The organism is Enterococcus sp. DIV0970a (assembly GCF_051711265.1).
GTDB classification, from domain to species: Bacteria; Bacillota; Bacilli; order Lactobacillales; family Enterococcaceae; genus Enterococcus_D; species Enterococcus_D casseliflavus.
The window spans coordinates 2,001,041-2,018,837 of sequence record NZ_JBIOMF010000001.1; the positions used below are offsets into that span (position 1 = coordinate 2,001,041).

Below are 17,797 nucleotides of genomic sequence, written 5' to 3' on the forward strand. Positions count from 1 at the left end.
CAGCCAACTCTCTTTTCTTATTGATCAAATCGATTCAATTGGTAGGTTTCAATTACTTGAATGATTTTGCTGGCATAATCCGGATCCGTTGCATACCCTGCATCTTGTAATGCTTGTGCGGCACTGCGGTAGTCGTTTGCTGTCAAGACATTTACATAAAGTGCAGGATTCCAATCCACACCATTTACAAACAACATCGTATGATCATCCATTGATTCTTCCCAAGTATCATAGACACGAAAATCTCCTTGAATCGTGACCCATTCTCCATTATAAAACTCTTGGGTATCTAATGTCACCTTTTTTGAATGGCCAAACGACTTAATTCCAAATAAATTATTGTATTCACTGGCTAGAGAACTTTGACCCCAATCTGATTCAAGGATTGCCTGTCCAATAATGATACTTGGTAAAATCCCGTAGCCCTTTTGCAGTTCTTGTGCGTAAGGAGCGATGCGATCAATAAATTCTTCATGGGAGATGGCTTCCATGTTTGTTTCTTCCTCTTTGGGAAGGGGGTCTGCCAAACTATTTAAGGAAAAAATAAAAGCAATCCCAATCAAGAATAACCCTAGAAAGACTAATGGGAAACGAGTCTTCTGTTTTTTTCGTCTTGCGCTCATTTTTTCACTTCCTTTGTCTGACTAAACACATTTTCAGAAAACAAATTGCCTCCATTCAGCAACAACTCATCTTGTGTAAGCTCACTGCTTTCTTGACTTTTAGCAAGAGAACCCTCATAGATCCAGTCCTCTGCCAGAGGATCTTCCCATTCGTGAGAGGACAGTTCTGCTTCTTTTCGAGCGATGTGTTCTTTTGCTTCTTCCAGAAACTCTTCAAAGGTCAACTCCTGCTCCTCAATGTAGGTTGCCACTTCGACCCCTACATATCGTAGATGCCAAGGCTCATAATCGATTTGCGTAATAGCATGTTTTCCTTTCGGGTAACGGATGATAAACCCATACTCCCTTGCATGAGCTTGTAGCCATTTTCCACCCTCAGTATCACCGAACCCCTCATTGAGCAGTTCTCCTGTATGATTTTGATACCAATCCTGATCCACAACATCAACAGCAAGCCCAGTATGGTGTTCGCTATAGCCAGGCTCAGTAAAGGTCAGTTTCGTGATACGAATTGCTTCTTCTTTTGTATGACCTTGACTCATCAGGGTGTTGACATTGGCATTGAATATCTCCTCTTGATACGCTACTGAACGGTAGGCAGAGACCATCACCAAAGGATGTCCTGCAGCTTTTGCGGCATCTGCCAGCTTTTCATAAGCTGAAACGATGCGTTGATCGACGAGATAGCCATTCGACAATTTCCCTAAATCTTTTTGGGCAATTTCGCTTTTGATTTTATTGTTTGGGCCTACCAAAACCAATGACCAATCATCCAATGAAACAGTTGGAAAATCCTCTTCGTTCACTTCATCACTAGCACTTGCTTGTTCTTGTGACTCTTGCGTGTTCCCATTTGGCTCTTTTTCATTTGTTTCTGTTGTTTCACCCGTTGATGCTTGATCTGTTGAACGAGCGATACTTGCACTCTTTGTTGGGGTGACTGCGGTCACTCGGTTCACTTGAATGGTTAAAAGAACCAGAAACAAGAAGCCCGCCGCCGCAGCCATTCCATAATACTTTTTCAAAAAATATCCTACCTTTAGTTGTAAGTTTCTTCCAGATTTTCTTTGACCCACTCCAACAGTTCGATTTTTTCATTGCGAATTTGCTGCTGAACAAAAGCGGGCAATCGGAAGTTTAGTATATCATCATAACCCCACTCATCATACGTAATACTGACTCTCAAATCAAGGTATTGGGCTGTTTCTTCAGATTCTGTTAACAATTCGACTTTCGCTAAATCGCTTGCTAACCACGTTCTGGCGATTTGAGTCTTCATTTTTTTGAACTCGACGACCGCTTGATTGCGTTTTTCTGGATAAATGACGGTTTGCCGAATGATTTTTTGGATCAACATCCATTCATAATCTGAAAACAGCAGCTTCACTTTCTGATTTTCAGCAGGTGACAGACTCATTGTGCCATTTTTCCATGCCTCCCATTGCTCCTCGGTGATGCCTAATTGTGTTTCATAAAACTGTTTTTCTGATGCGTATTGCTCGATGATGGTATTTAAAATAATTGCAATTGATACATTATGCATATGTTATCCCTCCTCTTCTATATTTTACTGAAAGTCAGCCGTAATGGAAACTTTTTGCGATTGTTTTTGATTATTTTAAAGAATTGATTTCTTTTGTTATACTAAATACGAAGGAGATGATCAATGATGAAAAAATACCGTTGGGGAATGATTGGCCTCGGAGATATCGCAACGCAATTTGCTGCTGGCTTTTCTAATGAAGCAAGTGAACTATATGGGGTCAGTGCCCGGAGTTTCCCTAAAGTCCAAGCATTTGCTGAGAAACACTCTATTCCCCATGCCTATGAAAGCACAGATGCCATGTTAGAAGATCCGCAAATCGATATTGTTTATATTGCAGTACCTAATGATCTTCATCATGAATTTATTATGAAAGCTCTGATGGCAGGAAAACATGTCCTCTGCGAAAAAGCCATCACTACCAGTGCCGATGAGCTAGCGGAAGAACTAGCCTTAGCCAAAGAAAAAAACCTAATCTTAGAAGAAGCAATGACGATTTTCAATATGCCGGTTTATGCTCGGTTGAAAGAAGAGATCGATGCCGGACGCTTAGGAAAATTAAAAATGATCCAAGCACCATTTGGCAGCTACAAAGATCCAGACCCAAGCAATCGTTTCTTCAATCCAGATTTAGGCGGCGGTGCTTTATTGGATATCGGTACGTATGCTGTTTCATTTGCCCGCTTTTTCATGACGGATACACCAGAAGTGACGTTTAGCAGCATGAAGCCCTTCTCTACAGGTGTGGATGAACAATCAGTCACGATCCTACAAAATCCAGCCGATGAAATGGCTAGTGTCACGCTGACTTTTCAAGCGAAAATGCCTAAAACCGGTATCGTCGCTTTCGAAGAAGGATACATTACCGTAGATGAATACCCTCGTGCGGACAAAGCCGTGATCCATTTCCGAGATGGAACAAATGAAGTGATTGAAGCTGGCGACAGCAGTCAAGCCCTTAATTATGAAATTGCCAATATGATCAAAGCCATCGATGGCGAGATCGAAGGATCGATCCATTTGACCACCGATGTCATTGACGTTCTTGATCAAATGCAAGCTTTTTGGGAACAGCAGTAAAATGAAAAAGAATCCTTTTTAGGAGTCTTTTTTTAGCGTGCCATTGTTTGCATTTGATTAGAAAAGTCGGCTTTGATTTCAATAAAACTTTTAAAGGTTTGCAGAAACTGAAACAGCTGAGCGCGATTTTCAAACTCTGCTCTTGTTTGGGGCAATGGCTTTTGTCGATAATCTTCATAAAGCGCAGCAATTTTTGCCAATATCTCTTTCCCATCGTTATTTTCGTGAAAGGACTCGGCAGTAAAGGATAGCAACTCTTGAAACGCATTTGTATAGGCTTCTTCTACCCAAAACAACTGCAATAAGTCAACCATTTCTAAGAGTAAGCGTGCCTGACTTTGGCGCATGGTAAAGTACTCTTCATAATAGGAGGCTTCTCCTCGCCATTGATTTTCACTATGCACCATTGCTTGTTGTTTGCCTTGCTTGATATCCCCCAAAAGCGTTTGGCAGACCTGGGGAAGCGTCGCCTTTTCTTTTTTAGTTAAGGCAATCGACATGTCTTTTAAAAGATTTTTAAACGTTTCTTCCACTAATTGCTGTCTTTCTTTCAATGCTCGTTCGCCATCTGGCATATATAAATTGAACAAAAGTGCAAAGCCAATGCCAATACTCATCAATAAAAAAGCATTCCCAATCAGTGGCCAAGCAAACGAACGTTCCATCATATAATGGGTCACCAAGACAGAATTGACGACGATCCCATCGGTCAAATTGAAATAGACAGCGGTTGGGATAAAGAGAAAGAGAAAAAGAACAAATCCTATCGGCCCAAAGCCTAATAAATGGAAGCTGACAAAAGCTAAGAGCGTTGCGATCGCCAAAGAGATCAAACGCCCGATTCCCGTAAAAAGTGACGTTTTCTTTGTATTAACGACGCTTAAAATGGCGATGATCCCTGCGGCTGGCGCATACAAAAGACCGATCTGTTGTGCCAGAAACATTGATAAACCAGCAGCAATCGCCGTTTTCACGGTCCTCATTCCGATTTTCATTTTTGTCACCTCCTGTGAAAAGTATACTAAATTGTGAGGAATAAGACTAGAATTTCTCAACTGCTTTGGGTATGATTAAGTAAAGGGGGCATTTGACCATGAAACTGGGGCGTTTTCGCTTGGGTATGCGAACGATAAAAACAGCCATTGCTGTCATGCTTTGTATTCTGCTCTTTCATTTTCTTGATCGTGGCCAACCATTGATTGCTGCCTTGTCGGCTGTCTTTTCTTTGCGACAAGACCTGACCACAACGATCTCTTTTGGTAAGTCACGGGTATTAGGAAATACGATCGGCGGCGGTACAGCCATTTTTTACTTTTTGACGAAGCAATATTTTCAAAATGACTTTCTGATCGAATTGTTTGTCTTGCCAGCGCTAGTCATTTTTGTCATCGTTTTTTCAGATGGCATCAATAACAATTCTGGCATTATCTCTGCTATTGCGACGATGCTTTTGATCACTTCCAGTGTCCCTCAAGGGGAATCGATCATCTTCGCCTTAGACCGTGTATTGGACACCTTTATCGGCACGTTAGTTGCCCTATCGATCAATTTCGTCATTCGACCACCTGAGGAAGAGAAAAAGGATGAGATCCAAGAAGATCTGGTGGTGCTGAGGCAAAAAGAGCTTGAACTAAAAGCCATGCTAGAAGAAGTCCAAGGTGAGATTTCCGAACAAGAAAAACAAGAAAAATAAAAACAGCCTTTTTCCAGAATCATTCTGAGAAAAGGCTGTTTTTGTTACTCATTGGCTTTCAGTGCATCGATCATATTGACATGTTTCAGTTTGAAATACATTGCGATCCCTACCACGCTTGAAAATAAGCAGGTCAATCCAGCGGCATACACATAGCTCATTGGTTCGACTGTCGGTGAAAACATGGCGATATCGACTTCGATGGTCTGTAAGACAAATTGATGCTGAAGCACCCCTAATAATAAACCAAATGCAATGCCGAAGATCGTCAGAAAGATATTTTCACGAAAGACGTACATGGTCACTTCTCGATCATAAAAGCCCAATACTTTGATGGTCGACAACTCGCGAATGCGTTCCTCTATATTGATGTTGTTCAAGTTGTACAACACGATAAAGGCTAATGCCCCCGCAGACGAGATCAAGATCCAGATGACGATGTTCAAGGTTGCTGTCGTGTCATCTAAGGCACCCGCTGAAGCTGAGAGGAAGGAAACATTGATGACATTGTCTTGTGCCATCAAATTAGCCGCGATCGCTTCTTCCTCCGATTTCGTCAAACGCTGACTGAATTTCAATAACTCACTGTTGTAAGAAGGGGCGGCCTGAAAGATCTTTTGATACGCATCTGGGGTCAAATAAGCAAAATGCCCTGTGTAGTTTTCTGCGATTGCAGCCACATTCAGTTCAAATGCTTCGCCGCTTTCATTCGTCAACGTTATCGTATCACCCACCGATAATCCAAACAACTTAGCAAGCTTTTCATTGATGATGGCGCCCTCTCCTTCTAGCTCGTAAGCTTCTCCTGAAACCCGATCATTCAAGTGGACAAATCTCGATAAAGCCGCAGGATCTTCTGGCACGGTGACGGTTACTTCTTGCTGCGTGACCCCCGATTGAGCCAACGTCAGACTTTCCGTATGCAAGAATAACCCTGCTTCAAAGCCTTCAATATCTTCTGCGGCGGCTTTTGTTTCACTCATTGCTTCAGAATCCTCATCATCAAAGGTGATCACCGCCTGATACTGCCAGATTTTCTCAAACTGTAAAGGAATGATATTGCTGATAGAATATCTTAGACCAAATCCAGTCAAGATCATGGAGGTACATCCCGCGATCCCTAAGATGGTCATGAGCATTCTGGACTTGTAGCGAAACAGGTTTCGCATTGTAACTTTTTGAATAAAACTTAAGTGCCGCCATATAACGGTGATTCTTTCTAAGAGAATTCGTTTTCCAGTTTTGGGTGCCTTTGGTCGTAACAATGAAGCCGATGACTGTCTTAAATCAAAACGTAAAACCAGCAGCGCGATACCGATGGTGCAAAGCAAGCTGACTCCCACAGCAATCAATGAAAGCCGCAAATACCATGGGGTGTCATACTCCGTGAGATTGTAAAGCGGTCCATAAGCTTGAATGATGATTGCTGGAAAAAAGGAAAAGCCGACTGCTAGACCCAATACAGCACCTGTGATGCCTGCTGCAGAGGAATAAAGCAAAAATTTCTGTCCAATCTCCCAGTTACGATAGCCTAATGCTTTCAATGTACCGATCTCACTACGTTTTTCATCGATCATCCGCGTCATGGTGGTTAGACTGACTAACGCTGCAATCAAAAAGAAGATAACTGGGAAAATCGTCGCTAACGAAGAAACTCGTTCCGCATTGTCTTGGTACTCTGAATAACCAGGATTCGCATCGCGGTTCGCGACACGATAAACTGCCGGTTTTAGATCCAATAATTCCTGCTCTTTTTCAGCAACTTCTTTTTTGGCATCTTCAAGTTTTTCGCGTTCTTTTGGTGCTCTTTCTTTAAATTCGTCAAGCTTTTCTTGAAGGGTTGCTTCGTTTTCTCGATATTCTTGCCAACCAGCAGCTAATAAAGACTGACCCTTGGCTTTTTCAGAAGCTAAGGTCTCACGAACGTCGCTCAGCTGCGTCTCTCCTTGGGTGATCTGGGTCTGCGCTTGTGCCAATTCTTGGCGCCCAGCTCTGATTTGGCTCCAGCCAGCATTGACTTGCTGTTGTGCCTGCTGAAGTTGCGCTTCTTGGTCATTGATCGTAGCCATTTGCCCAAGTAATTGCGCACGTTGTTGCTCACCTTCGGCAATGAGTGGACGCAATGTATCTTCAGCTGCCGTTAGCATAGTAGCAATCATCGTTTCATCGATTTCCTCCAGATCAGGAATCGGACCAAGGACATCTGTCGGCAGGTTCAACTGTGCCAGAGCCGCGGTTACTTGTGAATAGACGGTAGGCAGTTGGGCCATTTGCTCCTCTGCAGAAAGTTGACCCACACTTCTGATTTGATCCATGCCTTGGTATGCCAGCGCCAGTTGCTCCTCTACCTGCTGGATGCCCCTTTGTAGTTCAGGTCTTTGTGCCAAAACGGGTGCCAACTGAGCTTGGGCTGACTGTACTTGGGCTTCTTGCTGAATCAATGCTTGTTCATTTTGATCTAGCAGGCGTTGATTTTCGATCAATGCCTGTTTCCCCTCAGCTAATTTTTGCGCTTCTCCATTCAATTGCTCTTGGGCAGTTTGAATCTCTGTCTGAAAAGCTGCTTCTTGTTCCGTCAACTCCTGATGCGCCTGCGCCAATTTCTCTGTTGCGTCGTCAAGTTCCGCTTGCGCTTGCTGCAATGCTTCTTCGCCATCACGGATCTGTTCTTTGGCCTCATCAATGGCTGGTTGCGCTTCATCGATCAACTCTTGCCGCCGTCCTTGTGCCCGCGGAGCCAACCGTTCTTCTACTTCATCACTTACTTTATCCCTTTTTGTCTGATATGCTTCTGAATAGCTAGCCACTTGCGATAGCTCATCAAAACGAACTAACAATCTAGCATACGCAGTTTCTTTAAAATCTTCTTCTGGAATTACTGCAAAGTAATCGACCGTCCCATTCCCAACGGTACTATTGCCTCGATGAAAATTCTCAATAAATTCGGGACTATTGACAAAGCCAACGATCGTGTAAGTGTGCGTTTCTAGCTGGTTTTCACCGTTTTCTGGCAGTTCGAAAGTTTCATCTAGTGCAAACCCACCGCTGCTTTGTGCCGCTTGATCCAAAGCAATTTCCCCTGACTTTTGTGGCAATCGACCAGAAGTCACCTGATATTGATTGACTTGCCGCTCCTTCGAAAGGGAAAAGACACGGATCACGGCACGGTGATTTTCGGCATTGATATCGGCGATCTGCTCTGCTTCAACAGACGTGACACCAGGCATTTCTTCAATAATTTCCCGATCGGCAGTCGACAACCCTAATGTTGACGCAATCGTAAAGTCCGCTAATTTCTGGCGAGCAAAATAATCTTCAGCTGCTTGTTCCATATTCGGACCAGTTGCACTGATCCCCACAAAAAAAGCGACCCCTAAAAAGATAATGCCTAATATGGACAAAAACCGCCCGGGTGCTTGCCTGATTTCACGTAAACTGGAACGTAATAATGTTTTTTTCATAGGCATTTACCAAGAAATAGAGGCAATTGGAATCGGATGAGTATTTTGTTCCATCTTGCGGACCTTTGCATCATTGATATGGATCACACGATCAGCCATGGGAGCCAATGCGCTGTTATGTGTAATGATCAAAACGGTCGTCCCAGTCTCGCGAGCCGTTTTTTCTAGAATTGCTAGAATCTGTTTCCCCGTTTCATAGTCAAGGGCCCCTGTTGGTTCATCACAAAGCAGCAATTTGGGCTTCTTCGCAATAGCACGAGCGATCGTGACTCGCTGCCGCTCGCCACCAGACAATTGCGCTGGAAAGTGATCCAAGCGATCACCAAGCCCAACTTGGGTCAAGATCTCAGCTGCATCAAGTGCCTCTGGCACGATTTGTGCTGAGAGTTCAACGTTTTCTCTGGCTGTCAAATTAGGGACCAAATTATAAAACTGAAAGACAAAACCGACATCTTTGCGGCGATAGGTCGTCAATTGTTTGGCATCAAAGCCAGCAATATCTGTTCCATCAACGATCACTTTGCCACTATCACATTGATCCATTCCACCTAATATGTTCAAAACGGTGGACTTACCAGCGCCACTAGGACCAAGGATCAGTGCGATCTCTCCTTTTTCTACGGAAAACGAAACACCATCATTAGCAGCAATGACCGTGTCGCCCATTGTGTATTTCTTCACTTCTTTCACAACTTCGATAAAACTCATTATGTTCCTCCAAGAATTCCAGCGCCGCATGCGCTTTCTCGCTTAATAGTGTATCATACTTATTCCTGCGAAAGAAACAGCAAAAAAGCAGCTTATTTTATCAAATTAAAAAATCTGAGACAAAATGATGCTCATTCTGTCCCAGAATCGATTTTACACTTCCATCTAATTTGATTGACAAAGAACAAAAACCAATCATTGTGCTTGGTCGGCAATTCTTCGCTGGGTTTCTTCCCAAAGTTTTTGCGCTTGCTGCCGCTCATCAAGGATCTCCGTCGGCACTGCCTGCCGATCGACAAAGTAGCGCCCGCTAATGCCAGCCACCTCGGGGCTTAGTGCCAAATATATCGCTGTATCAGACCCTTCCTCTGGTGTTTTGAAAAAAGGCGTGAGCATTTTGTAGACAGATTGACCAAATCCTGTTTGTCGGCTGACCCCTAAGCTCGTCGCCACAGCTCCCGGATGCAAGGCATTGGCAGTAACGGTCGTATTGCGCAGTTGAAACGCAAGCGCATCTGTAAATAAAATCAGGGCTTTTTTTGAGCGGCCATATTCCCGCCAAGGCAAAAAATTCGGCACATCGAAAAAGCGCTGATCCTTTTTCTTTACAAATTTGTAAGCACCAGAAGCAACATTAACGATCCTACCAGCATCCGCACGTTTTATTAGCGGCAATAACTGACGGGTCAGTTCAAAATGCCCCACGTAGTTTACGCCCAGCATTTGTTCAAATCCATCGGCTGTTCGCTCTTTTTTTAAATTGACGATGCCCGCATTATTGATCAGTACATCCAATTTCTCAAAGCGGGCATTGATTTCAGCGGCTGACTTGCGTACGCTAGCCAACGACCCCAAATCACCGATCACTAGATCGATGCTTGGATTGCCTGTCTCTTCCTTCAAACGTTGCTGTGCTGCCTGCCCTCGTTCGGCAGAACGGCAATACAAAATCACATGCATCCCCAATTCTGCCAATTGTTTAGCTGTTGCAAAGCCCATGCCAGCGTTGGCACCCGTAACTAAAATCGTCTTCAATTTGCCACCTTCCCCTTCTAAGAATACCGGTTTCTTTCATCATAACTGAAAATAAAAAAATCTGCTCAAAAAACAGATCAAGAGAAGCTCTCTTCTTGTTTCTTGAAGCAGATTGTTTCATTTTATGCCTGGTAACGGCAAACACCATCTAAATAAGTGGCTGCTAAATTCATTTCTTGATCCAAAACAATGAAGTCAGCTGGACGACCTTGTTTGATCATACCGCAAGCGTGGTCGATCTTGCAGCTGATCGCTGGGATCAAGCTTGCCATCATGACCGCTTCTTGAGGGGTAGCGATTCCCCAGTCTACAACATTTTTCACGGCTTCTTTTAGTTTCAAGATGCTGCCAGCAAGATTGCCTGTTTCCATTCGAGCCGTGCCATCTTTTACCACTACTGGAAATTCACCTAAAATGTAATCACCGTCTGGCATACCGCCAGCCATCATACAGTCGGTGATCAAGGCCACATGGTCGTGACCAGCTTTTTCCATCAAAATCTCAGCTGCTTGAGGATGTACATGGTGGCCATCACAAATCAACTCAGAAAAAACTTCTTTTAATGAAAGTAAGGCACCAACCATTCCAGGTTCACGATGGTTTAATCCGCGCATTCCGTTGAAGGCATGAACAAAGACACTGGCACCAGCTTCTACTGCTGTTTGCGCTTCTTGTAACGTTCCGTTACTATGCCCTAGTGCAACCACTACGCCTTCTTCCGTCACTTGCGAAACAAATTCACTCACACCTTCGCGCTCAGGAGCCAAGGCGATTTTCTTGATAATTCCACCAGAAGCTTCTTGCCATTCATGGAAGGTATCAATATCAGGATCACCAAAGTAGATTGGATTTTGCGCCCCTTTATGTTCTTCAGTAAAGAACGGACCTTCAAAGTAGATGCCTTGGATCTTCGCTCCTGTAACTTCGTCTTTGACTTTCCCAACGGTTTCAGCAACATCACGCAACCGTTCTTTGCTAGATGTTAAAGTTGTCGGTAAGAAAGATGTCACACCACAAGACAAAAGACCTTCTGACATGGCTTTGATGCCTTCTGCATCGTTATCCATCACATCATGGTTCATAAACCCGTGGATATGAGTATCCACAAGACCCGGTGCTACCCATTTGCCTGAATAATCTTCTACGTCTGCACCAGCAGGGACTTCATCGACGATCGCGCCGAATTTTCCCTCCTTGACCTCCAAGTAACCAGGGCCATGAACCGCTGATTTCAGAAAGAATTTGTCTGCGTAAATATATTTATTCATCTTGATCGCTCCTCTATTTCTTTTCTTCCTTAAAAGTACTCTTATTTGCAGCAGAAGTCAAGAAAGGTCTACACCACTTTGTCAGATTGGCGAATATCCATGACGGCACGATACAGTTGAAAACTTTTTTCAGCTGCTTTTTCTTCTTTTAGTCTTTGAAGCAATTGTCCTTTTAGTTCAAACAATTCTTCTAGAAAATACAAGCTATTTTTCTCTCTCGCTAGAGCAATGCCTTCGTTGGTTACTTTTAGCGCGCGACAGTCTTCTTGTTGCTCCTTTAAAAAGACCGCATAGTTGTAATAAATTTTGGTCAGCGCTGTGGACAGTCGCTCCGGCGGCAAGGCATGCATGGCATTGTAGGCTTTTTCTAAATAAAAACGCGCCTCACCCAGTTGCAGCAAGTCACTATAGACACGACCCATGCAGCTCAGGATACGAATTTCCATCACCGAAACATTGGTCTTATCCTGTTGATAGGAATAGGCCAATCCTTTTTTCAGCGCCTCAAGGGCGGCATCATAGTTTTGATCGAGGAAATAATCACAGCTGCCTAGATAGTAGTAATACATTTGCATATCTGAATCCAGATACAAATAATCCTTGATCGCCTTGTCTTCCAATTTTTCCCGCATTTCTTGAAATTGTTTATGGACAAAATGTGATTCGATTTCGGCAAAGATTTGATTGGTTTTGTTGATTTCTTCCGAATGAAGCATCATTACTTGATCTAAGGTGACGCCTAAGCGTTGGCAGATTTGATACATCACCCAGACATTGGGCAGCTCTTCGTTGTTTTCGATACGACTTAACACACTTTGCGAACAAATATCTTCTGCTAACATCTTCTGTGTCATCTTTCGTTTCAACCGAATTGAACGGATATTTTGACCAAAAGATTCATCTCTTTTTTTCATAATCGTCCTCCAGGGGGAATTCTAAAAAAATCGAACGTTTCTTGTCAAAAATGCGAATTCGCATTTTTAATTTTCTTTATTTTAGCACATAATGACAAAAAGGAAAGCAATTTCAAGAATGTCTTGTTATTTTTCCACAATTTCAAATGAGGTGTTAAGATGACGATCGACAGTACGATCTTTTTTACATGGGAAGGCAAAAAATACCAAGGGATCATCGAACGGGAATATGAAAATTCGGTCCTCGTTCAAGTGACCGATCCTAGTGCTGAAATGCTGGATAAGTTTACCAATCGGATGATTGTCAGCAAAAAAATTTGTCAACCAGTTACCGAATAAAAACATAAGCACCGCTCCCTCACGATCGCTGAAGGAGCGGTGCTTTTTCATGTACTTACTTCTGGCGATACGCTGCCAAGAATTCTGTCATTTTTTCAGCAGTCGTTTTTAAATCTTCCATATTAGGAAGGTAGACGATACGGAAATGATCGGGCTGTTGCCAATTGAACCCACCGCCGTGCACCAACAAGATATGGTGTTCATGTAAAAAGTCGAGAACAAATTGTTCATCATTGGTAATGTTAAAGCGCTGAATATCAATTTTAGGAAAAATATAAAAGGCTGCTTTCGGTTTCACTGCTGACAATCCAGGAATATCATTGATCGCCTTGTAGATAAACTCTCTTTGTTCATAGATTCGACCACCTGGCAGCAGCAGCTCATCGGAGCTTTGATAGCCGCCTAATGCAGTCTGGACGATTTGTTGCGATAAAACATTGGAACACAGCCGCATCGATGACAACATATTCAAGCCTTCGATATAGTCTTTGACATTGGACTTATCCCCGCTGAGAACCATCCAGCCAACGCGGAAGCCTGCCACTCGGTGAGACTTAGACAAACCGCCTAGCGTCACAACGAAGCGATCTGGTGCTAGTGTAGCAATCGGTACATGGACATAATCATCCATGACTAAACGGTCATAGATCTCATCGGAGAAAATGATCAAGTCATGCTCACGAGCAACCTCGACGATTTGTTGTAAAACTTCTTTCGGATAAACGGCGCCGGTGGGATTATTTGGATTAATAATGACGATGGCCTTCGTCTTGCTGGTTACTTTGGCTTTGATATCCTCGATATCAGGATTCCAATCTGCTTGTTCATCACAAATATAATGGACGGGTTTTCCGCCAGCTAATGAGATCGAAGCAGTCCACAAAGGATAGTCTGGCATCGGCACGAGCACTTCGTCCCCATTGTTACATAACCCTTGCATACACATCGTGATCAGCTCGGAAACACCATTACCTGTGTAAATATCATTGATGGTCACATCAGGAAATTTTTGTAATTGATAATATTGCTCGATCGCTTTACGTGCCGAGAAAATCCCTTTTGAATCAGAATAGCCTTCCGACTCTCGCACATTCATGATTAAATCTCTGACGATTTCATTTGGGGCTTCAAAGCCAAAGGGCGCGGGATTCCCAGTATTTAATTTTAAGATACTGATGCCTTCTTCTTGCATCCGATCAGCTTCTTCTAAAACAGGGCCGCGTACATCATAACTGACCCCTTCAAGTTTTGACGACTTTGAAAATTTCTTCATATTCCATTTCTCCTTTAACCATAGGTCAACGTCAGGTTATTGGTTCTCGTCGTTGATCTCTTTTCAGATTGAACCTATTATAGCAAAAAAATTTTAACTGTGGCGAAAATTTTTCACCTCTCGGTCGAGAGGGCTTGCCCTGCGTTCATCCACTGAATTTGGTTCATTCAGGAATTTTCAGGAAAATACTTCAAGTACAATTCATTTAACGCCAAATGCCCCACCGAAAAATCAGTGATTCCTGCTGCGATAAAACGTTGCGGCAACTGCGGATCGCTGATTTCTACTAGATAGATCCGCCCTTGCAGATCGATAGTCACTGTCGTTAACTCTGGAAAAGCCACCAAGAAATCCGCCGAGTCCGTCTTTACATACAAGGGTTCATTGACCAACGACTTGCGGCCAAGGTATTCGTGAATGATCTTACCGTCTTTTAAAAACAAGACCCGATCCGCGTAAGAATCTAAATTCGTCAGAATATGCGAAGCGATCACGATCGCTTTCTTTTGCTCCCGCAAGGCTTTCAACACATTAGAGATCAATTCGACATTTGTCGGATCTAAGCCATTCATCACCTCATCCATCAGCATGTAAGGCGTATCTGTCACGATCTGCATCGCAAAACACAGACGTTGCCGCATCCCCAGCGAATAGGTTCCCACTGGGCGTTTGATATAATCGCTCATTCGCAAACGAGCAATCGTTTCTTCCACCAAGCGTTCCTCTGAACGCCACATTCGCTGATACAGTTTCAGATGCTCGAGTCCACTTAAATCATTGTACAAATCATTTTGGTCAGGAAAAAATGAAATTTGTTGATGCGCTGCCACTTCTGATTTTTTGGTCACATATACTTGACTGCCGTTTAAAAATACTGCGCCTTCATTCGGCTGGATGAAATTCATCGCCACATTCAATAGTGTGGATTTCCCAGTGCCGTTAGGGGCGACTAACCCGACGATCTCCCCGGGAGAAAAAGCAACGGAAAGTTGATCCAATACTTTTCTCGTATACGTGACAGTCACATTTTTCAGTTCTAACATATCGTTCCTCCTATGCCAAATGAAATTTTTTGCGTTGGATCGTCAAAAAGAAACACATTTCGATCAGAAGCCAAACCCCGCCTAATAAAAGTAAGCCTTTCTCAATCGTAAATCCTGCAGAACCAAAGTAAAAGCGTGTCCAGCCTGAAAGGACTTGTCCCACATTTTGATACAGATAGACATACAGCGTTTTATCAAGGTAGGCACTAAACCAGCGCCGTTGGAAAAGAAAGGGCGAAAGCAAACAAAAACCAGCCACAAGCAGATTAATCAGCTCTGAGCGAAACAGGGCACTGAACAGCAAGATGCCACGACAATAGATAAACTGCAAGAAAAGTGTTGCAAGAAAACATTGACTTAGAAAAAGACCGATCGATTGGGTCTCAAAAGCATTGAAATCTGTGATCGGGTAGCGGGCATCAAAGGTCGATGATAAAATCGTGACTGGCAGTTCCAAGGAACCAAAGCCGAATTGAATTCCAGAGCCAAACCAGAGAAAGAACATAGTCCCAATCGTTGCAATTGCAGAACCGACCATCAATACTGCCGTTTTGCTCCAAAGGATCTCTTCTGCCGATAATGGCAGTGAAAGAAACAGGGATTTATGTCTTCGTTCTTTTGGTAAGCAATCGATCGCCAAAAATAAAGAAACAGCAAGCAACAGAATCGGTAAATATCCAGTAAAACTTCGCTGTAATGCTTGCATCCCCGTTTTTTGCTCCATGACTGCTTGAGAGAGTTTGCTATTGGGCAGCTGGCTAAAAGCCTCCATCAGTTTTGCGGTTGATGCATAGCCGAAGCGCCCGTCATACCCAGCGTAGTAATTTCGAAACGTGTAATAATCAGGGGTATAAAATATATTTCGTTCATCGGTAAATTGCAAAGCGAGATGGTACCAAGTACTTGTGCTTTGTGCGTATGCTTGCCAGTCTTTCTCGGCTAGCGCGTCGAGCCGTTGTTTTTCTGCTTCATTCCATGGGGTAAACATTTCGACTGCCATGATTGCCGACCAATGGTCAGAAGGATTGGCTGCTTGTTGATCAAGAAAATCTTGTCGCACGGTATAGCGTTGTTGCATTTCTGTTTTATCTACTCGTTCAATCGGGCGAAAGTCTCTTTGCCAAAAACTGTAAACGCCGCTGTAGATCAGCAGCAAGCAAAAAAGGCCAATGGTTTTCTTGCTCTTTAACAGCTGGCGTAATTCAAAGAAAAAATAGTCTTTCATCCTTTGCCTCCTCTTAACAAGCGATTCTGTTTATCCGCAACGAGCATGATGCTTAAACAAAGGAAGATCCACACTAGCGTCAGCAGCCAACTGGCATAGACGCCCCAAGAAGTGCCAGAGCCCAAAGCAAAGGCACCCGAATAAAATTTATCCATAGCAGCTAGATGAACTGGTAATATAGGGATCTTTTGCAGCATCGGAATCAAGCCGAATCCATAAAAAAGCACCAGTAAAAAGAAAGAGACGTATCGATTGGCTGCGACCATGTTCATGACAAAACCTAAGCATTCGATCAAACCAATCAGCAAGGCAAAAGAAACCATACTAGATAAAACGCTCTGCCAAAAAGGTAAGGCTACCCAATCCCCATTGAGATAGACGGCTACTGGATACTGCCAATCCCCGAACTCCCCCAGAAGGCTCATTGAAAGAAAGACGCCTAAGAAAAACACGAGCAAGATTCCTAAATTGGTGATCGTTTTGACAAAAACCTTACTGACCATCCGAATTGGGAAAATCTGCGGGTATGAGCGGATCAAGGAGAAGTGTTCTCTTTCTTCTAATAAATTGTCACTAGCAAAAAAAGCCCAGAAGAAGAACCCAAAATTCAGTAAAAACGTTATTGCCAAAGCGACAGCCGTCTGGGTATTAGCAGCCGTGAGAACCGGATCTTTTTCTTGCTCGGCTAAGGCTTGATAGACCGTTTGCTCTTGTTCGATCGTCCACATAGGCGGTAAAAAGGCTTTGTCATCAACTTCAGACGCCCAAATCTGCTTTTTTAGCTCCGCAATTTGAATACTCGTTTGATTAAATCGTTCATATTCCTCCATAATCAAGTTGGACAGCTGCCGTGAGGTCAGAGTATTGTTATCAAGTAATAGCTGATATACCTCTTGCTCATCCGGTGAACCAGATTGATTGGCTTGATAGCGATCAACAAGCCGTGAAGCCTCCGCTTTTTCGGCGGTAATGGTAGCGGGCAAGTTGACAGGTTCCATTAGTTTCAAATAAATGGAAAAACAGCAGCCCAAACTAAAGGCACCAATGAGTAGGAAGATGAATGTTTTCTGCTTAACAGCTTTTGCCAGTTGGTTTTTAAAATAGTTCATTTGCTCTCCTCTCAAAAAATAATTATTCATTCTTTTAGCATACCTTTTATGGAAAAAAATGCAATCTAAAGTCTGAAAATTCTTTCAAATAGCATGAGGAAAAGTTATTGACAAACCTGTTGAAAATCAGGTAAGATATTTTCTAGACGCGGCGTGACAGAACTACCTCAGCCTGCGTTTTCTTCTATACTATTTGCGGAAATGACGGAATGGCAGACGTGCAAGATTGAGGGTCTTGTGAGCAATCGCTCGTGTGGGTTCAAATCCCATTTTCCGCATCCTTACAGCTTCCCTATTGTGGGAAGTTGTTTTTTTGTTTACACAAAAGATTCCTCCATGGCGACCCTTCAATGAATTCCCTCGATCGCTTTGATCTTGAGTACCTACTCCTCAAAAGTTGATAGTAAGCTTCCTTTCCCTAATTATAAAAAACCGATAAAAATTCTTTTTAAGTTGCATTACACGCTATATTTCATATAAAAT

At 43.1% G+C, this 17,797-nt stretch carries 16 protein-coding genes and 1 tRNA gene; 4 read left to right on the forward strand and 13 right to left on the reverse strand.

Annotation, left to right across the window (positions count from 1 at the left end; all coding sequences use genetic code 11):
- Nucleotides 1–17: 17 nt before the first annotated feature.
- Genes IGK14_RS09605 through IGK14_RS09615 form a run of 3 tightly spaced genes read right to left on the reverse strand, consistent with a single transcriptional unit; the run spans nucleotide 18 to nucleotide 2,166 of the window.
- On the reverse strand, nucleotides 18–623 hold the full coding sequence (locus IGK14_RS09605) for a glycoside hydrolase family 73 protein (protein ID WP_010749576.1): 606 nt from the start codon (nucleotides 621–623) through the stop codon (nucleotides 18–20).
- The gene (locus IGK14_RS09610) at nucleotides 620–1,630 is read right to left on the reverse strand and encodes a M15 family metallopeptidase (RefSeq protein ID WP_034696034.1); all 1,011 of its coding nucleotides are present in this window, start codon (nucleotides 1,628–1,630) and stop codon (nucleotides 620–622) included. The genes IGK14_RS09605 and IGK14_RS09610 overlap by 4 nt, the downstream gene beginning before the upstream one ends.
- A 32-nt stretch (nucleotides 1,631–1,662) precedes the next feature.
- The gene (locus tag IGK14_RS09615) at nucleotides 1,663–2,166 is read right to left on the reverse strand and encodes a hypothetical protein (RefSeq protein ID WP_005229993.1); all 504 of its coding nucleotides are present in this window, start codon (nucleotides 2,164–2,166) and stop codon (nucleotides 1,663–1,665) included.
- 123 nt (nucleotides 2,167–2,289) lie between these two features.
- Between IGK14_RS09615 and IGK14_RS09620 the strand changes: the two genes are divergently transcribed.
- The gene (locus IGK14_RS09620; RefSeq protein WP_005229991.1) at nucleotides 2,290–3,246 is read left to right on the forward strand and encodes a Gfo/Idh/MocA family protein; all 957 of its coding nucleotides are present in this window, start codon (nucleotides 2,290–2,292) and stop codon (nucleotides 3,244–3,246) included.
- A gap of 32 nt (nucleotides 3,247–3,278) precedes the next feature.
- Here the strand turns inward: IGK14_RS09620 and IGK14_RS09625 are convergent, their stop codons facing one another.
- Nucleotides 3,279–4,241 (reverse strand): aromatic acid exporter family protein, encoded by a 963-nt coding sequence (locus tag IGK14_RS09625; protein ID WP_438712124.1) that lies wholly within the window; start codon nucleotides 4,239–4,241, stop codon nucleotides 3,279–3,281.
- A gap of 98 nt (nucleotides 4,242–4,339) precedes the next feature.
- On the opposite strand from IGK14_RS09625, the gene IGK14_RS09630 reads away from it, so the two are divergent.
- Entirely contained in the window at nucleotides 4,340–4,939 is a 600-nt protein-coding gene (locus IGK14_RS09630; RefSeq protein WP_005231932.1) for an FUSC family protein, read from the forward strand.
- A gap of 44 nt (nucleotides 4,940–4,983) precedes the next feature.
- Here IGK14_RS09630 and IGK14_RS09635 read toward each other — a convergent pair whose 3' ends face one another.
- From IGK14_RS09635 to IGK14_RS09655, 5 genes are all read right to left on the reverse strand, one after another.
- Nucleotides 4,984–8,406, reverse strand: a complete 3,423-nt coding sequence (locus tag IGK14_RS09635; RefSeq protein ID WP_194186068.1) for an ABC transporter permease — start codon at nucleotides 8,404–8,406, stop codon at nucleotides 4,984–4,986.
- Nucleotides 8,407–9,108: an ABC transporter ATP-binding protein gene (locus IGK14_RS09640; RefSeq protein WP_010749571.1), complete on the reverse strand. Its 702-nt coding sequence runs from the start codon at nucleotides 9,106–9,108 to the stop codon at nucleotides 8,407–8,409.
- A 195-nt stretch (nucleotides 9,109–9,303) separates the two neighbouring features.
- Nucleotides 9,304–10,143: an SDR family oxidoreductase gene (locus IGK14_RS09645; protein ID WP_154694511.1), complete on the reverse strand. Its 840-nt coding sequence runs from the start codon at nucleotides 10,141–10,143 to the stop codon at nucleotides 9,304–9,306.
- Nucleotides 10,144–10,265: 122 nt separating this feature from the next.
- Nucleotides 10,266–11,411, reverse strand: a complete 1,146-nt coding sequence (nagA, locus tag IGK14_RS09650; RefSeq protein ID WP_010749569.1) for an N-acetylglucosamine-6-phosphate deacetylase — start codon at nucleotides 11,409–11,411, stop codon at nucleotides 10,266–10,268.
- 68 nt (nucleotides 11,412–11,479) lie between these two features.
- A complete protein-coding gene (locus tag IGK14_RS09655) occupies nucleotides 11,480–12,325 on the reverse strand; it encodes a helix-turn-helix domain-containing protein (RefSeq protein WP_010749568.1) in 846 nt (281 codons plus the stop codon).
- Nucleotides 12,326–12,484: 159 nt separating this feature from the next.
- On the opposite strand from IGK14_RS09655, the gene IGK14_RS09660 reads away from it, so the two are divergent.
- Nucleotides 12,485–12,664, forward strand: coding sequence for a hypothetical protein (locus tag IGK14_RS09660; RefSeq protein ID WP_005229977.1), 180 nt, complete (start codon nucleotides 12,485–12,487; stop codon nucleotides 12,662–12,664).
- A gap of 55 nt (nucleotides 12,665–12,719) precedes the next feature.
- On the opposite strand, the gene IGK14_RS09665 is transcribed toward IGK14_RS09660, so the two are convergent.
- The 4 genes from IGK14_RS09665 to IGK14_RS09680 form a co-directional block, all read right to left on the reverse strand.
- Nucleotides 12,720–13,937 (reverse strand): pyridoxal phosphate-dependent aminotransferase, encoded by a 1,218-nt coding sequence (locus IGK14_RS09665; RefSeq protein ID WP_005229975.1) that lies wholly within the window; start codon nucleotides 13,935–13,937, stop codon nucleotides 12,720–12,722.
- Between the two features lie 167 nt (nucleotides 13,938–14,104).
- Nucleotides 14,105–14,980 (reverse strand): ABC transporter ATP-binding protein, encoded by an 876-nt coding sequence (locus IGK14_RS09670; protein ID WP_005229973.1) that lies wholly within the window; start codon nucleotides 14,978–14,980, stop codon nucleotides 14,105–14,107.
- Between the two features lie 10 nt (nucleotides 14,981–14,990).
- Nucleotides 14,991–16,205 (reverse strand): ABC transporter permease, encoded by a 1,215-nt coding sequence (locus IGK14_RS09675; protein ID WP_438712127.1) that lies wholly within the window; start codon nucleotides 16,203–16,205, stop codon nucleotides 14,991–14,993.
- Entirely contained in the window at nucleotides 16,202–17,314 is a 1,113-nt protein-coding gene (locus IGK14_RS09680) for a hypothetical protein (RefSeq protein WP_010749566.1), read from the reverse strand. Before IGK14_RS09680 ends, IGK14_RS09675 begins: the two co-directional genes overlap by 4 nt.
- A 195-nt stretch (nucleotides 17,315–17,509) precedes the next feature.
- Between IGK14_RS09680 and IGK14_RS09685 the strand changes: the two genes are divergently transcribed.
- Nucleotides 17,510–17,592 (forward strand) — tRNA-Leu (locus IGK14_RS09685).
- The last annotated feature ends 205 nt before the right edge of the window (nucleotides 17,593–17,797 follow it).

What these genes read in the sequence shown, in the direction of transcription:
- IGK14_RS09660 (WP_005229977.1), top strand. Translation starts at nt 12,485, where the DNA reads ATGACGATCGACAGTACGATCTTTTTTACATGGGAAGGCAAAAAATAC.
- IGK14_RS09615 (WP_005229993.1), bottom strand. Translation starts at nt 2,166, where the DNA reads ATGCATAATGTATCAATTGCAATTATTTTAAATACCATCATCGAGCAA.
- IGK14_RS09610 (WP_034696034.1), bottom strand. Translation starts at nt 1,630, where the DNA reads ATGGCTGCGGCGGCGGGCTTCTTGTTTCTGGTTCTTTTAACCATTCAA.
- IGK14_RS09625 (WP_438712124.1), bottom strand. Translation starts at nt 4,241, where the DNA reads ATGAAAATCGGAATGAGGACCGTGAAAACGGCGATTGCTGCTGGTTTA.
- IGK14_RS09640 (WP_010749571.1), bottom strand. Translation starts at nt 9,108, where the DNA reads ATGAGTTTTATCGAAGTTGTGAAAGAAGTGAAGAAATACACAATGGGC.
- IGK14_RS09620 (WP_005229991.1), top strand. Translation starts at nt 2,290, where the DNA reads ATGATGAAAAAATACCGTTGGGGAATGATTGGCCTCGGAGATATCGCA.
- IGK14_RS09680 (WP_010749566.1), bottom strand. Translation starts at nt 17,314, where the DNA reads ATGAACTATTTTAAAAACCAACTGGCAAAAGCTGTTAAGCAGAAAACA.
- IGK14_RS09670 (WP_005229973.1), bottom strand. Translation starts at nt 14,980, where the DNA reads ATGTTAGAACTGAAAAATGTGACTGTCACGTATACGAGAAAAGTATTG.
- IGK14_RS09675 (WP_438712127.1), bottom strand. Translation starts at nt 16,205, where the DNA reads ATGAAAGACTATTTTTTCTTTGAATTACGCCAGCTGTTAAAGAGCAAG.
- IGK14_RS09655 (WP_010749568.1), bottom strand. Translation starts at nt 12,325, where the DNA reads ATGAAAAAAAGAGATGAATCTTTTGGTCAAAATATCCGTTCAATTCGG.
- IGK14_RS09630 (WP_005231932.1), top strand. Translation starts at nt 4,340, where the DNA reads ATGAAACTGGGGCGTTTTCGCTTGGGTATGCGAACGATAAAAACAGCC.
- IGK14_RS09665 (WP_005229975.1), bottom strand. Translation starts at nt 13,937, where the DNA reads ATGAAGAAATTTTCAAAGTCGTCAAAACTTGAAGGGGTCAGTTATGAT.
- nagA (WP_010749569.1), bottom strand. Translation starts at nt 11,411, where the DNA reads ATGAATAAATATATTTACGCAGACAAATTCTTTCTGAAATCAGCGGTT.
- IGK14_RS09605 (WP_010749576.1), bottom strand. Translation starts at nt 623, where the DNA reads ATGAGCGCAAGACGAAAAAAACAGAAGACTCGTTTCCCATTAGTCTTT.
- IGK14_RS09635 (WP_194186068.1), bottom strand. Translation starts at nt 8,406, where the DNA reads ATGCCTATGAAAAAAACATTATTACGTTCCAGTTTACGTGAAATCAGG.